13 protein-coding genes and 1 tRNA gene are annotated in these 13,465 nt (G+C 66.6%); 5 read left to right on the plus strand and 9 right to left on the minus strand.

From position 1 onward, the window contains the following. Positions 1–8: 8 nt before the first annotated feature. The 6 genes from fhuF to ACM26W_RS05330 all read right to left on the minus strand — a co-directional run bounded on the left by fhuF (position 9) and on the right by ACM26W_RS05330 (position 7,974). The gene (gene fhuF, locus ACM26W_RS05305) at positions 9–752 is read right to left on the minus strand and encodes a siderophore-iron reductase FhuF (protein WP_416139807.1); all 744 of its coding nucleotides are present in this window, start codon (positions 750–752) and stop codon (positions 9–11) included. A gap of 54 nt (positions 753–806) precedes the next feature. Then, positions 807–1,331, minus strand: coding sequence for an RNA polymerase sigma factor (locus ACM26W_RS05310; protein WP_416139808.1), 525 nt, complete (start codon positions 1,329–1,331; stop codon positions 807–809). A 107-nt stretch (positions 1,332–1,438) separates the two neighbouring features. Then, a complete protein-coding gene (locus tag ACM26W_RS05315) occupies positions 1,439–3,901 on the minus strand; it encodes a GNAT family N-acetyltransferase (protein WP_416139809.1) in 2,463 nt (820 codons plus the stop codon). A 3-nt stretch (positions 3,902–3,904) separates the two neighbouring features. Next, positions 3,905–5,077 carry an MFS transporter gene (locus ACM26W_RS05320; protein WP_416139810.1) on the minus strand — a complete coding sequence of 391 codons (1,173 nt, stop codon included), beginning with the start codon at positions 5,075–5,077 and terminating at the stop codon, positions 3,905–3,907. Continuing rightward, on the minus strand, positions 5,074–6,402 hold the full coding sequence (locus ACM26W_RS05325; protein WP_416139811.1) for a lysine N(6)-hydroxylase/L-ornithine N(5)-oxygenase family protein: 1,329 nt from the start codon (positions 6,400–6,402) through the stop codon (positions 5,074–5,076). Before ACM26W_RS05325 ends, ACM26W_RS05320 begins: the two co-directional genes overlap by 4 nt. A gap of 18 nt (positions 6,403–6,420) precedes the next feature. After that, positions 6,421–7,974 carry a pyridoxal phosphate-dependent decarboxylase family protein gene (locus ACM26W_RS05330; RefSeq protein WP_416139812.1) on the minus strand — a complete coding sequence of 518 codons (1,554 nt, stop codon included), beginning with the start codon at positions 7,972–7,974 and terminating at the stop codon, positions 6,421–6,423. Between the two features lie 297 nt (positions 7,975–8,271). Between ACM26W_RS05330 and ACM26W_RS05335 the strand changes: the two genes are divergently transcribed. Next, positions 8,272–8,553 carry a hypothetical protein gene (locus tag ACM26W_RS05335; protein ID WP_416139813.1) on the plus strand — a complete coding sequence of 94 codons (282 nt, stop codon included), beginning with the start codon at positions 8,272–8,274 and terminating at the stop codon, positions 8,551–8,553. Positions 8,554–8,701: 148 nt separating this feature from the next. Further along, entirely contained in the window at positions 8,702–8,914 is a 213-nt protein-coding gene (locus ACM26W_RS05340) for a hypothetical protein (RefSeq protein WP_416139814.1), read from the plus strand. A gap of 23 nt (positions 8,915–8,937) precedes the next feature. On the opposite strand, the gene ACM26W_RS05345 is transcribed toward ACM26W_RS05340, so the two are convergent. After that, positions 8,938–9,567, minus strand: coding sequence for a hypothetical protein (locus ACM26W_RS05345; protein WP_416139815.1), 630 nt, complete (start codon positions 9,565–9,567; stop codon positions 8,938–8,940). A gap of 146 nt (positions 9,568–9,713) precedes the next feature. On the opposite strand from ACM26W_RS05345, the gene ACM26W_RS05350 reads away from it, so the two are divergent. Next, positions 9,714–9,790: transfer RNA gene (locus ACM26W_RS05350), tRNA-Ile, on the plus strand. Between the two features lie 11 nt (positions 9,791–9,801). Here ACM26W_RS05350 and ACM26W_RS05355 read toward each other — a convergent pair. Further along, positions 9,802–11,694, minus strand: a complete 1,893-nt coding sequence (locus ACM26W_RS05355) for a 3'-5' exonuclease (protein WP_416139816.1) — start codon at positions 11,692–11,694, stop codon at positions 9,802–9,804. A 214-nt stretch (positions 11,695–11,908) separates the two neighbouring features. Between ACM26W_RS05355 and ACM26W_RS05360 the strand changes: the two genes are divergently transcribed. Both ACM26W_RS05360 and ACM26W_RS05365 read left to right on the plus strand, forming a co-directional pair. After that, entirely contained in the window at positions 11,909–12,202 is a 294-nt protein-coding gene (locus tag ACM26W_RS05360) for an N-6 DNA methylase (RefSeq protein ID WP_416139817.1), read from the plus strand. A 69-nt stretch (positions 12,203–12,271) separates the two neighbouring features. Then, a complete protein-coding gene (locus ACM26W_RS05365) occupies positions 12,272–12,781 on the plus strand; it encodes a hypothetical protein (protein WP_416139818.1) in 510 nt (169 codons plus the stop codon). Positions 12,782–12,962: 181 nt separating this feature from the next. On the opposite strand, the gene ACM26W_RS05370 is transcribed toward ACM26W_RS05365, so the two are convergent. Beyond that, complete coding sequence (locus ACM26W_RS05370) at positions 12,963–13,235, minus strand: hypothetical protein (RefSeq protein ID WP_416139819.1); 273 nt, start codon at positions 13,233–13,235, stop codon at positions 12,963–12,965. Positions 13,236–13,465 lie beyond the last annotated feature (230 nt).

Raw genomic sequence — 13,465 nt, forward strand, 5'->3', positions numbered from 1 at the left:
GGACGGGGTCAGGGCGTCTCGGCGGTGCGGACCCGGCCCCGGCAGGCCAGCGGGCAGTTGCCGCAGACGCCGAGTTCATCGATCAGATAGCGGATGCAGCATAGGCGGCGCACTCGTCGGGGGCTGTCGGCCTCTCTCTCGATATAGCGCACCGGGCGATAGAGCGGATTGCGACGTCCGTCGGGCAGCGTGCGGCTCTCCATCAGCGCCCTGGCGGGTTCAGCGACGTCCGGCGCGGCCATGGGATGGCTGGCCAGGGCGCCGGCGAAGTGCTCGAAGTAGTTGCCCACGTTGCTCCAGAACACCTTGGGGGAGGCGCCGGTGGTCGCGGCCAGGGCCTCGATCAGCGGCGTCAGGTGGTCGTCGAGCAGGGTAGCGAAGCGGGTGTGGGGTTCGAGATCGGCCAGGGGACGGCCGGCATGGCGCAACACCAGGCCGGTGGTCTGCCCCTCGGGAGATTGCTGGAGATGGAGCTCGTCCAGGCCCAGCGGCAGGTCGCGCTCGAGCAGCAAGTTGGCCACCAGGCCATGGCCGCAGAGGCTGCTGAAGTGCCATTTGGACCACAGCGAGGCCACCGCCCGGCGGTCGCCCTGAGGGTACTGGGCGCCGAAGCGCGCCAACAGCGCGTCCAGGTAGGCCGGGTCGAGCAGTTCGCTGGTCGGGTAGCTGTCGGCTGTGGGCGTCGCCGAGACCTTCGGGGGCCTCAAGCCCGCCAGGGGGCCGATGTAGAGCGGCGACAGCGCTTGATTCATGGGACCTCCACCGGGGGTAGCGTCACGGGATAATAAACAAAATGATAATCGTTATCAAAAAATGCCGTATCTGGTCGGTGTGTCGGTCAGCCGCTTTCGGCAACCGGCGATGGCCTGGGCGACATAGCGTCCGGCCATGCGCTCCGAGACACCCAGCCGGCGGCCGATCTCGGCCTGGGTGAGACCCTCGATCCGGTGCCATATCAGGGCCTGGCGCAGGCGCGGCGGCAGGGTCTCCAGGGCGGCATAGAGCGCTCTTCGACACTGCGCCCGGTTGGTATCCCGCTCGGGGCAGGCGCGCGGGCAAGCCAGGCAGAGGTCGGTCTCATCCAGCGGCTGGCAAGCCGGACGCGAGCGGTGGCGGCGGTGATGATCGATGATCAGGTTGCGGGCGATACGAAACAGGTAGGCCCGGGATTCCACCAGTCGGCCCGGCTGCGGATGCTGGCCGAGGCGCAGGAAGACCTCCTGGCAGAGGTCCTCGGCCAGGTGGGGACACGGCAGCTGGCGGCGAAGGTAGCCAGCGAGGTCCGTGGCGTGACGCTGGAAGAGGGCATCGAGATCGGGTGGGGCAGTCATGCGAGCTCCGTCCTGGGAACAGGAGAAACGCATTATATACAAATGAGAATTATTATCAAATAATGAGGCCAGGCGCCGCCATAACGACGCCTGGCCAGCCACTCCTGTCAGGCCAAGGTGTCCTCGTTTGACCTCGACGCGACCGGCGCCGGCCGGTAGGCGGCGATGGGGTTGGCCAGGGTGCCGGCGAATTGCAAGTTCTTCGCCGGGTCGGCCAGGTCGATCATCTGCTGATGATCATTGAGCTGCAGCCGGTTCAGGCAGGAGAGCGTGAACTCCGGGGCGAAGAGGTCGTGCCGGGCGAACTTCTCGGCGAACTCGGGGTGGTCCTGCTGATAGTCGATAACGCAGCGGGCCACCCGCGCCCAGAACGTTTTCTCGTCGATATCGCCTTGTTCGACGAGGATGGCGGCCATGAAACGCAGGAAACAGTCGAAGACGTCGGTGAAGATCGACAGCACTTTGAGCGACTCGGGCACCTCGACGCTGATGCGGGCTATCTCCTCGGGGAGCGCGACCTCTGTGTTCATGATGCCGATCTCCTCGGCGATGTCCTTCATGATGGCGCGTACCGGCACGCCGTCCTCGAGCTGCAGGATCAGGTTCTCGCCGTGGGGCATGAACACCAGGTCGTAGGCGTAGAAGCAGTGCAGCAGCGGGCGGAAGTAGACGCGCAGGTAGTGGTCCAGCCAGTCTCCGGTGGCTAGCCCCGAGGCCTGGATGAGCCTGGGCAGCAGGGCGTGCTCCTCGGCGTCCACATGGAGCAGGGCGGCCATGGTCATCAGCTGACGGCCGTCCTGCTGGTAGCGCACCGGGCTCTCCCGCCACAGGCAGGCCAGCATCTTCTTGTAGGCGCTGTAGCGGTCGAAGGCGGGCTCGATGGCGTCGCGGCGAAAGCCGATGGCCGCCTCCTCGCGCAGCACCGTGAAGCCTTGGGCGCGCAGCTCCGGGTCGCCTTCGACCAGGGCCTTGATCCAGTCGTTGATGGCCGGGGTGGCGCGCATGTAGTGGGGCGAGAGGCCGCGCATGAAGCCCATGTTGAGGATCGACAGCGAGGTCTTCACGTAGCGCCGGCTGGGCTGGCTGACGTTGAACCAAGTGCGGATCGACTGCTGGGCGCGGTACTGGTCGTGGCCGTAGCCCAGGCAAACGATGCGGCCTCGGGCCACCTCGGCGGCGAAGGTGATGGCCAGCTTGTGGAACCACTGCCAGGGGTGGGCAGGCATCAGCAGGTAGTCCGCTGGATCGAGCCCGCGGGCCTCGAGCCTGCGGTGGAAGTCGGCGAGCGTCGCTTCGCCCAGCTCGTCGCGCAGCAGGGCCGCGTAGTCCAGCCCCTCGATGGCGCTGAAGTGGGCGTCCTCGCGATGCACGGCCAACCACACCAGGGTGATGGGGGCGGCGGCCTCCGGGGCATAGGCGTGGTAGTCCACGGCGTCGAAGCCCATGCGGCCGTTGTTGGCCACGAACACCGGGTGGCCCTCGGTCATGGCGGCCTCCAGGGTCTGGAAGTCGGCGTCGACCAGGCCATCGGCGTCGGAGCGGGTGCCGGCGAGCTTGTAGGCGCCGCCGAACAGGGTGCTGGCGACCTCCTCCAGATAGACCGGCAGCATCTCGTCGCCGATGCCCAAGGGCCGGCGGAACTCGAGGATGAAGTGCTGGGCGTCGAGCTCGGCCGGGGCGCCGTCGATGCGCTTCTCCAGGGAGGCGAGGTCGATCACCCAGTGATCCAGCGCCAGGCGACGGGCGCGGAAGCGGTATTCGACGCGGCCTTCCGGGGCGACCATCCGGTAGTCGCCGTGGCCCTCGGCGTCGACGGCTGTTGTTTCGACAGCCAGGCTCTCGGGGGCCAGCAGCCGCTCGTGGCTGAACTCAGCGATCGCCTTGCGGATCAGCCAGCGGTTGGCCCGGCTCCAGAACTCGGGCCTCAGGTGGGCGGCGGCCCGCGCCGGGTCGGTGGCCAGGGACGGGTTGAGTCGAGGGTTCTCGCCGCTCACCGCCGAGGCGAAGGCCGCGCGGTCGCAGAAGGCCAGGTGGGCGGTCTTCTCGGGGAGCTCGACCTCGCGCTCGTAGACGAAGCCGACCCGGCTGTTGAGCGGATGGATCTGGCGGTTGTGGACGTCCGGCTCCACGACCACTCGCTGCGTCCCAGCATCCTCGAACATGAAGGCCAGGATGGTGGTGATCACCTGGGTGCTGAAGCCGGGCAGCCGCGTCTCGGCCGGGGCCACCAGGAAGTGCATGCCGCGGTCGCCCTCGGCCACCGCGTAGTGCTCGCCGATGGGATCGTGGCGGGGGTCGTAGCACTCCACCAGGAAGGCCGGTTCGCCGTCGAACAGCCCCAGATAGCCCTGGGCGTGCTCGCTCTCCTGGAGGTCGCGGTAGAAGGCCTGGACGCGCTCCGGCGAGTGGCCCTGCATGCCCCAGAAGTGGGCGCGGGGTGCTGCGACCCAGGCGTGGATCCGTGCCAGGTCCTCGGGCAGGTGCAGGGGGCGCAGGCTAAAGGTGCCCAGGCCCTGGGCGTGGCGGCGGTAGGTGATGCGGGTGGTCGGTATGGGGGCGAAGAGGTTCATGGGTCAGGTCCTTGCAGAAACGGATTCGGAGGGCCGGGGCGCGGGCTCGCCGGGCGCGGCCAGCAGCAGGCGATGGGCCAGGGCGCAGAGCACGAAGCCCAGCGCGGCGACGAGGAAGGGGCTGGCCAGGCCCTGGGCGTCGACCAGGCGGCCGGCGCCCCAGGAGGCGACGAGCACGCCGAGCCCCTGGAAGACGTGGATCTTGCTGAAATCGCTGGCGTAGCGGGCCGGGGTACTGAGCCGGAAGAGGCGCACCTCCAGGCGCACAGTGACGCGGAACAGCGCCCAGCCGAACAGCAGCCGGCCGGCCAGGATGGCCACGATCTCGCCGCTGGCCTGCAGCAGCAGGCCGGTGAGGCCGATGGCCAGAGGCACTGCGATGGTTTCGCCGCCCGGGCGCCGGCCCAGCAGGTCGATGGCCAGCAGGGCCACGGCCACGCCGCCGGGGATGGCGAAGACCGCGCCCGCCAGTGTCTCGCCGGGCAGGCCCGAGGCCAGCTCCCAGTACTGGGCGAAGAAGGGCCGGGCCAGGTAGGCGCTGAAATAGAACAGCAGCATCACCAGGCCCAGGCGCAGGATGGCGCCGCTGGTGCCGGGGGCCGGCGGGGTGGCGGGGGCAGCGTGGGGCACCCGGCCGCGCCGGAGCAGCAGCAGGCAGACCGCGACCTGGAGGGCGTCGCTGATTGCCATCACCCGGAACACCTGGGCCGCCTGCCAATGCTCCAGGACCAGCCCGCCGACCATGGCGCCGAGGATGCCACCGGCATGCACCACCACCGAGAGCACGCCGATGAGCGTGGCGTGGCGATCCAGTGGCGCGAAGTGCATCAGGTAGGGATAGACCAGCAGGTAGCTGGCCTTGGCCACCAGCATCGCCAGCGACAGGCCCCAGAACCAGGGCAGCGAGGTGATTACCGCGCAGGACAGGCTCAGCAGGCCTGCCACTACCTGAGTGCCGATCAGCAGGCGCAGGGTGCCGATCCGGCGCGCCAGGCGCGCCCAGGCGGGCAGCGCCAGCAGCACCACCAGGCAGCTCATGGCCAGGTAAGCGCCGATGTGCGACGGGGCCTCCACGCCGAAGCGCTCGGCGAAGAACTGCGGGTAGAAGGGCAGCAGCATGGCGTCGCTGATCACCGCCACGGCGGTCACGGCTACCAGCCAGGGGGTCGGGCTCATGCGGGCTCCACGTCCATCGGTGCGAAGACGGCCTCGCTGGGGGCGCCGAAGCGCTGGTAGGCGATGCGCTCCTCGATGGGGTAGATCTCCCTGCCCGTCAAGGCGCGGATAATGCAGGCGTTGCGGTAGGGCCCCATGCCCAGGTCCGGCGCCACCAGGCTGTGGGTGTGCAGCTCGGCATTCTGGACGAAGATCTCGCCGCGCCCGCCGTCGATGTCGTAGAAGCGGCCCACGGCGTAGCGGCCGGCGTCGTCGAAGGCGATCCGCGAGGTGATGGGCGCCAGGAACTCCGGCATATGGTAGCGGTAGCCGGTGGCCATGATCAGCGCCGGGGTGCGGTGGCGGAAGTGACGCTGCTGCTCGCTGTGCCACAGGGTCAGCTCGTACTCGCCGCGCTCGGCGTCATGGCGGCAGGTCTCGAGGCGGGTGTTGGTGAGCAGCTCGGAGCGGACCTCGCCGCTGAGCTCCTTGGCGTAGCGCAGCTCGTAGATGGCGTCGATCAGCTCCAGGTTGATGCCCTTGTAGAGGCTCTTCTGGCGCTGCATCAGCGCGTTGCGGGTGGCCTCGGGCAGGGCGTGGAAGTAGTCGATGTAGTCCGGCGAGGTCATCTCCAGGGTCAGCTTGCCGTACTCCAGCGGGAAGAAGCGCGGGGAGCGGGTGATCCAGTCGAGCCGGTAGCCGAAGCGGTCGATGTCGGCGAGCAGGTCGTGGTAGATCTCGGCTGCGCTCTGGCCGCTGCCGATCAGGGTAATGGCATCCTGGCGCTGCAGCTCGGCCTTGTGCCCGAGGTACTCACTGGAGTGCAGCGGGCGCGGGTCCACGTCGCGGCAGCCCTCCGGCAGGTAGGGCGTGGTGCCGGTGCCGAGCACCAGGTGCCGGGCCAGGTGGACCCGTGCCTCGCCGCTATGGGTGTCTCGGCAGCTCACCCCGTAGACGCCCGTGGCCTCGTCAAAGTCGATCCGGGTTACCTCGGTGCCGAAACGGATGCTGTCGAGCTGGGAGGCAGCCCACTGGCAGTAGCGGTTGTACTCGTTGCGCAGCAGGAAGACGTTCTCGCGGATGTAGAAGTTGTAGAGCCGGCCCTGCTGCTTCAAGTAGTTGAGCACGCTGAAGCGGCTGGTCGGGTCGGCCATGGTGACCAGGTCCGACATGAAGGGGGTCTGCAGGGTGGCGTCCTCCAGCAGCATGCCGGGATGCCAGTCGAAGCCGTCGCGACGTTCGAGGAAGAGGCCGTCGAGCCCCTCGATGGGGTCGGTCAGGCAGGCCAGGCCCAGGTTGAAGGGGCCGAGGCCGATGGCGATAAAGTCATGGACGTGTTGGGTCATGGGAAGTCCTCTCGGGGGTCAGGAGGCGGCGGCGCGTGCCGGGGCCTGGGTCTCGCACCAGTCGCGGCCGTGGTGGACGATGCGCTCGACGATGGCGGTGAGATCCTCGAGCCGGGTGTCGGGGTTGAGCAGGGTGAACTTGAGGTAGCGACGCCCGCCGACCCGGGTAGCGGCGATCACCGCCTCGCCGTGGCGGGACAGTGCCGAGCGCACGTAGGCGTTGAGCTCGTCGAGTTCGGCATCGGTGAGGCCCGCCGGGCGGTAGCGGAACACCAGGGTGCTCATGGGCGGGTCGAGCAGCACCTCGATGTCCGGGTGGCGGGCCAGTTCGGCGTGGGCCTCGCCGGCCAGGTCGATGACCCGCTCGAACATCTCGCCCAGCGCCTCGGCGCCCATGATGCGCAGGGTCAGCCACAGCTTGAGGGCGTCGAAGCGCTTGGTGGTCTGCAGGCTCTTGTTGACCTGGTCCGGGGTACCGGCCTCGGCCTGGCACAAGGGGTTCAGGTAGTCGGCGTGATGGGTGACGTGGCGCAGGTCGCTGCGCCTGCGCACCAGGAAGGCGCTGCAGCTCACCGGCTGGAAGAAGGTCTTGTGGTAGTCGATGGTCACCGAGTCGGCGTGCTCGATGCCGGCCAGGCGATGGCGATAGCGCGGCGAGCAGAGCAGGCCCCCACCGTAGGCGGCATCCACGTGCAGCCAGATGCCGTGCTCGCGGCACAGCGCGGCGATCTCCTCGAGCGGATCGATGCTACCGAAGTCGGTGGTGCCGGCGGTGGCCACCACGGCGATGGGGATCAGGTCCATCGCCAGACACTCCGCCAGGCGTGCCTTGAGGGCCGCGGGCTCCATGCGGTAGTGGGCATCGCAGGCCACCGGCATCACCGCCTGGTAGCCCAGGCCCAGGATCGCCGACGACTTCTGCAGGCTGAAGTGGCTGACCTCGGAGCCGAGGATGCGCAGCCGGCGGTAGTCCGCGGGCAGGCCCTCGTGCTTGTTGCCGGCGTGGTCCGCGAGGGAGGCGCCGTGGTGGTCCCGGGCGATCATCAGCGCCATCAGGTTCGACTGGGTGCCGCCGCTGGTGAAGACGCCATCGGCGTCCTGGCCCAGTCCGATGCGGTTCGCCGTCCAGTTGATCAGCGACTGCTCGATGAAGGTCCCGCCGGCGCTCTGGTCGAAGGTGTCCAGCGAGGAGTTGATCGGCGAAAGGATCGCCTCGGCGAGGATGCCGGGCAGCACGATGGGGCAGTTGAGGTGGGCCACGTAGCGCGGATGGTGGAAGTAGACGGCGTCATCCAGGTAGACCCGCTCCAGCTCCTCAAGGGCCGGGCGCAGTTCACCGAGGGGCCTGTCCAGGTCGATGGTCGCGAAGAGCCCCTGGAGCTGCTCGGGGCATGCGCCGCTGAAGGGGCGGTCCACCTCGGCCACCTTGCGCCGCACCAGGTCGACGCAGCGGGTCGCCTGTTGCCAGTAGGCCTCGGCATGGCCGGCATTGAACAGCTGGTTGGTCGCCAGGGGGGCGGGCCGGGTGCCCAGGGCGGTGCCTCTTTGCTTTTCCTCGAGCCGTGATCTCATGGTGTCACCTTGTGCGTTCGTCGCTGCCGTCGCCGGGATGGCCGCGGCATCTCGGGGGAGGCCGTGCGCTGCCGGGGGTACGCACCCGGCGGCACACGACGTGATTCGATGATAATGCGAATCTTTATCGTTTATTGGGTGTGGCACGAGGGATAACGAAGGCGGGCAGCGGTTCTGAACCCGGGAGGTGAGTTTTTTTAGCAGGCGGGTGCGGAGGGGCAGGTCTCAGCGGAAACGCTCGCGAGGCGTCTGGCGACTGTATTAGCCTGAGCAGGCAGCCCAACACGGAGTATCCCCATGGCTCACGCCCGGATCCTGCAGCAGGGAACCATCCACTGCTTTCTCGCCGGCCTCAAGGATGCCAAGGGGCGGCTGGTGAATGCCGAGGTCTCGGCGGTGGCCTACGATGGCGAGCGCCTGCTGATCTGGCCGCTGGGCGAGCCGGATCGGGTGGAGGTGGTGGACCCCGACCCGCGCGGCGGCGTGGCGGGCTCGCTCCCGCGGTGCGCTGCGAGCGCTATGCCGGCTGCCTGGACGAGGCCGGTGTGCATGGCGCCATGTCCGTCACCAAGTCGATGACCGGGCTGCTGGCCGAGATCTGGACCTAGAACGCGGCGGCGAGCGCCTCTTTCCCGAAGCGGCGGTCGCGCGCATCCGCCAGGGAGGAGATCGCCAGGCCTTTGCCCGGGCAGGCTACGCGAGCCTCCCGGGCGGCAGCTATCGCGGCATGTGGTGGGTGCTGCACAACGATCGCGGAGCCTTCGCCGCACGGGGCGTGCATGGGCAGACGATATACATCTATCCCACGGCGCAGGTGGTGATCGTGCGCTTCGCCTCGCATCCGGTAGCGGGCAACGCGGCCAACGATCCGACCTCGCTGTCCGCCTACCAGGCGCTGGCCGAGTACCTGATGGCGCGCGAGTCGCCGGGGACGGAGTAGAAGGCGCTCGCCCCCCCCTATCCTCAGCGCCTCACCAGCACGGCGTCGAAGCTCACCGGCACCTCGTCGCCGATCTGCTCGTAGCCGAGCAACAGCATCACCGAGCGCAGGGTGGGGTCGGCCATCAGCGCCTGGCCGTCCAGGGCCACCCGCTCGGCGTTGGTGACCCGCACCCGATCCGCGGCCTCCCGGGTAAAGCGCACCGCCAGGGGCTCGCTGCGGGTGGTGTTGCCGGACTGCACGGAAAGGTTCAGCACCTCCACCAGCGACTCGCCCATGGCAAGCCGCTCCAGGCGCTCCGGTGGGAAACGGGTGGTCAGGGTGGCCATGGGGCGCTCGGTGAAACCGGAGAGCCAGGGCGGCAGCGGTCCCAGGCGTTCGACCACGTCGCTCTGGGCCAGCCGCAGCGGCAGCACCAGGGTGCCGTCCGCTTCGGCGGCGCCGCTCAGCCGGCGCACCTCGTGCTGGTGCGGAATGGGCCCATCGGGGGCGATCTGAATCACCGTGGCGGCGACCCGTGAGTGGGCCGGGTCCAGCTCCCAGGCGGCGGCCGCCGCCGGCAACGCAGCCAGCAGGGCGAATAGGGCAGTGCCCAGGGCGGGGGACCGGAAAAGAGAGCGGCGAAAAGAGCGGAAAAGAGAACGAAGGCGCACCGGCGGATCTCCAGAAGGGGCAGGCCCAAGGAAGACCGCGGCGAGGGAAGGAAGTGCCGCGGGCAGTGCCAAAGACGTACCGGCTATGGCCACCTTCATCGCCATTCGCTATCATACGCCGGCGCCCTGGCGCACCTTCCTTGAAAGGGCCTATAGCTCAGTTGGTTAGAGCAGGGGACTCATAATCCCTTGGTCGCTGGTTCGAGTCCAGCTGGGCCCACCAAGCTTGCCTGATCATCCTGCTGCCCCTGCTGCCCCTGCGGCCTCTCTTCCGGCTCTTTCGGTCGATAGCTCTATCAGCCTCCTGGTGTACCAGTTGTCTCTGCCGCTGGTGACCATCAGTCGCCGCCGTGCCCGCGTCATGCCCACGTAGAGCAGGCGCGCCTCCTGTTCCAGGTGACCCTCATCGTTGTGTAGCTCTCCCAGCCCACAGAGAATCACGGTGTCGAATTCCAGCCCCTTGCTGCTCTGTCGGCTAAGCAGCACTACCTCGTCGGCCTCTGGGTCGTAGGCCCGCTTGTCGACTGATTGCAGCAGGCAGCGGCTGGGAATCCCGGCGGCCTGGAGTGCAGTATGAAAGTACCGCCCTTGAGCGTTGCTGGTGTAGATGACGGCAATACTGTTCAACTCGCTGCCCTGTTCTCGCCATGTCATGATGCAGCGCACCAGATATCGAGCCTCCTGGTCGGCGCTGTTGAAGCGGCGAAAAGCGGGACTGGGGCCGCTTACGCCAGCCACCTCCGGGGCAATGAGCGGGATGTGGTCATCATCGGCATCCTGGGCTTTCAGGAAGTCCTGCGCGAACTCGTAGGCGAACGTCAGGATTTCCCGCGTGTTTCGGTAGTTGAGCTTCAGAATGGTGGTTCGGCCGCGTGCCTGGACGCCGGCGGCGGAGAGTGGAAACTTCAGGGTGCGCTTTTGATAGATCGCCTGGGCATCGTCGTACAGCAGAAGCAGGGAGTTGGTGTTCGGGTCGATCAGCTGCACGACTAGCTTTAGCCACTCCTGCTCGAAGTCGTGGCCCTCATCGATCATCACCGCACTGTACTGTGCTCTGGGGATCTGAGACCGGTCGACGGCCTGGATAACGCTTTCCACCTGTCGTTCGTAGACAGGCGTATTGCCGGGCAGCAGGTCTACGTTATATGTCTTCAGCTGACGGCTGCACCACTCATGAAAGTGGTGAACCTTGACCTTGTTCTCGATGCCCTTCTCCGAGATAAAGCGGCGTAGTCGTGCAGCCAGGGTAATGTTGAAACACAGCACCAGTATCGGCTTGCTGACCGCCTGGGCCAAATGCAGGCAACGGTATCCGAGAATCAAGGTCTTGCCAGATCCGGCAACACCGTGGATAACCCGGTGGCCGTCTCCCATGCTCCTGGCCAGCTGTTCCTGCTGAAGGTCCATGACGCGGACAATGTCGGGAATGAGCTCGCTGGTCGAAGTGTCATCGTCGCCAGCAGCGTCGTTGAACAGGTCCTGCGCCGGGGCGTCGATGCGGACCTCCAGGAATAGCTGCCAGCGAATTCGATCGATCTGCGGCAGGCTGAGCTGCTCTCCAAAGCGGTAGTCGAACATGTCCCAAAGACGCTGTTGAAATGCCTCTGGATCGGTGGTGGAGAGCATTTCGTCCTTGCAGATAAGACGATGTGCCGGCAGCAGGCGTTCCTGATCCTCCTCAGAAATGGCCTGGTCCCATTGGCGACGCGTGATATTGGGAAAAACTACGCCATGTCCGTAGGGAAAGCACAGCTTTCCCTGGTAGCGTTCGTCGTTCTGGGTCAGCTGAGGGTCTTGCTTCAACCGGTCGATGGCGGCGAAGGCGCACTGGCGGGCCTGTGTCAGCGGGTTGCTGACGGTCTTGCGGCCTTGCGGAGTATCGATCACCACGCTCTCCGGGGTCATCGAGCGGAGAGCATCAATCTTCCAGTCCTTGACCTCGAGAAACAGCAGACCGCGCGCGGGGTGCAGGATAATGAAGTCGGGATAGCGACGTCGCTGGCCTAGCGGAATGTCGTACCAGGCGAGGTAGTCATCCTCAAGCAAGCTTTCCAGCCTGCGGCCAAGGCGCCGCTCACCACTGGTCATGCGTGAGATGGTACTGAGAGCGGGAATAATAGTGGCCATGTTGTCGAGAGTCCTTTCGCGAAGCATCAGGCCGTTGCCAAGGTGACTTCATTTCAATGGCCCCAATATGAGACTAGCCCAACTTAATTTAGAAGTCTCTGTGACGACAGGTGCATCCGGCGTGTCACGCCACCCTGGCTGGGGCCGATCGGGCCTCCCGTGTATTATGCCAAGGCAAGTTCTTGTCTATCGCACCAATACCCGGGGAAGCATCGTGAACACGGAGAGTCACTCTCAGCTGGCGGCCTTTATCTGGTCCGTGGCGGATCTGCTGCGCGGCGATTTCAAACAGTCCCAGTACGGCCGCATCATCCTCAACGGCTCGCCGCTGTTCACCGGGGGCGCCGGCAGCGGGGAGTCCGAGATCCGACGCTATCTGCTGCAACACGACCTGGTGGAAGCCATCGTCGGTCTGCCCACCGACCTCTTTACAACACCGGCATCGCCACCTATGTGTGGATTCTCTCCAACCACAAGCCCGCCGAGCGCCGCGGCCAGGTGCAGCTGATCAATGCCACCGGCCGGGCCAGCAAGATGCGCAAGTCCTTGGGCAGCAAGCCGCGACATCGAGGCGATCGTGCGCCTCTACGGCGCCTGCCAGAAGAGCGAGGAGAGCAAGCTCTTCCCGGTGGAGGCCTTCGGCTATCGCCGCATCACCGTGGAACGCCCGCTGCGCCTCAACTACCAGGCCAGCCCCGAGCGCATGGCCCGGCTCGATGACGAGAAGCCGCTGCAGAAGCTCGGCGCCCCGGTGCAGAAGGCGATCCTGGGCGCCCTCTCCGAGCGCGACCCCGAGGCCGACATCTGCCTGGACAAGACCGGCAACCCCGAGCCCGATACCGGCCTGCGCGACAACGAGAACGTGCCGCTGGGCGAATCTGTCTTCGACTACTTCGAGCGCGAGGTGAAGCCCCACGTCCCCGACGCCTGGATCGACGAGGAGAAGCGCGACCCGCTGGACGGCCGTATCGGCATTGTCGGCTTCGAGATCCCCTTCAACCGGCACTTCTACCAGTTCACCCCGCGCGCCCGCTGGAAGAGATCGACGCCGACCTCAAGGCCTGCACCGACCGGATCAAGCAGATGATCGAGGAGCTGTCGGCATGTGGAAATTGGGGACGTACTCCAATAACCCACCAATAACCCAAAAGCCGCCGGGTGCAAGCCCCCGGTCTCTGCACGATGGCGCGCATCCGCGGCGCTCCAGCCCCTCGATACCTGACGGCCTCGGCCTGCCATGGGTGCGAGGGGCATGCCATTGTCCCGGATCAGCGCCGCTGGTATCGGGTCCTGTTCCCCGGCACGCGCCCCGGTACCGGCTCGCGGCGCTCTTGTGGCCTGGTGTCGCAGACGGCCATGGCCTCATCCAGGCTGGTGGCCACCGCATCCCACGGCAGCGGCGAACCGGCGAGGTGGCAGTGGTAGAGTGTGTCGTCGTCGATCTCGACACGATGGATGTCGTTGCCCTGATCGTCCTGCCACCAGTCGGCATGGATATGCTGCCAATGGGAGGTGAGCGGGGCACCAAAGGAGATGTTCATGTTGGCTGTTCCTCCTTGAGCACGAGGCGCGACTTGAGAGATGACGGCTTCGCGAAAGGGGGGTGGGGTAATCGCCAGACCTGATTCATCATTGGTCCCTCCCAACTGCTTGAAACTCCAAGTGGCTTGCTGCTCTCGGTGATGCTTCGCTGGTCACGATGGTGAATACCCTTCCCGCGCCGTCGGCATGCTCCCCTTATGACTTAGGCTAGTAGAGAAACGCTGTTTGT

Origin of the sequence: Halomonas sp. HK25 (genome assembly GCF_047795635.1) — a bacterium.
Taxonomy (GTDB): domain Bacteria; phylum Pseudomonadota; class Gammaproteobacteria; order Pseudomonadales; family Halomonadaceae; genus Halomonas.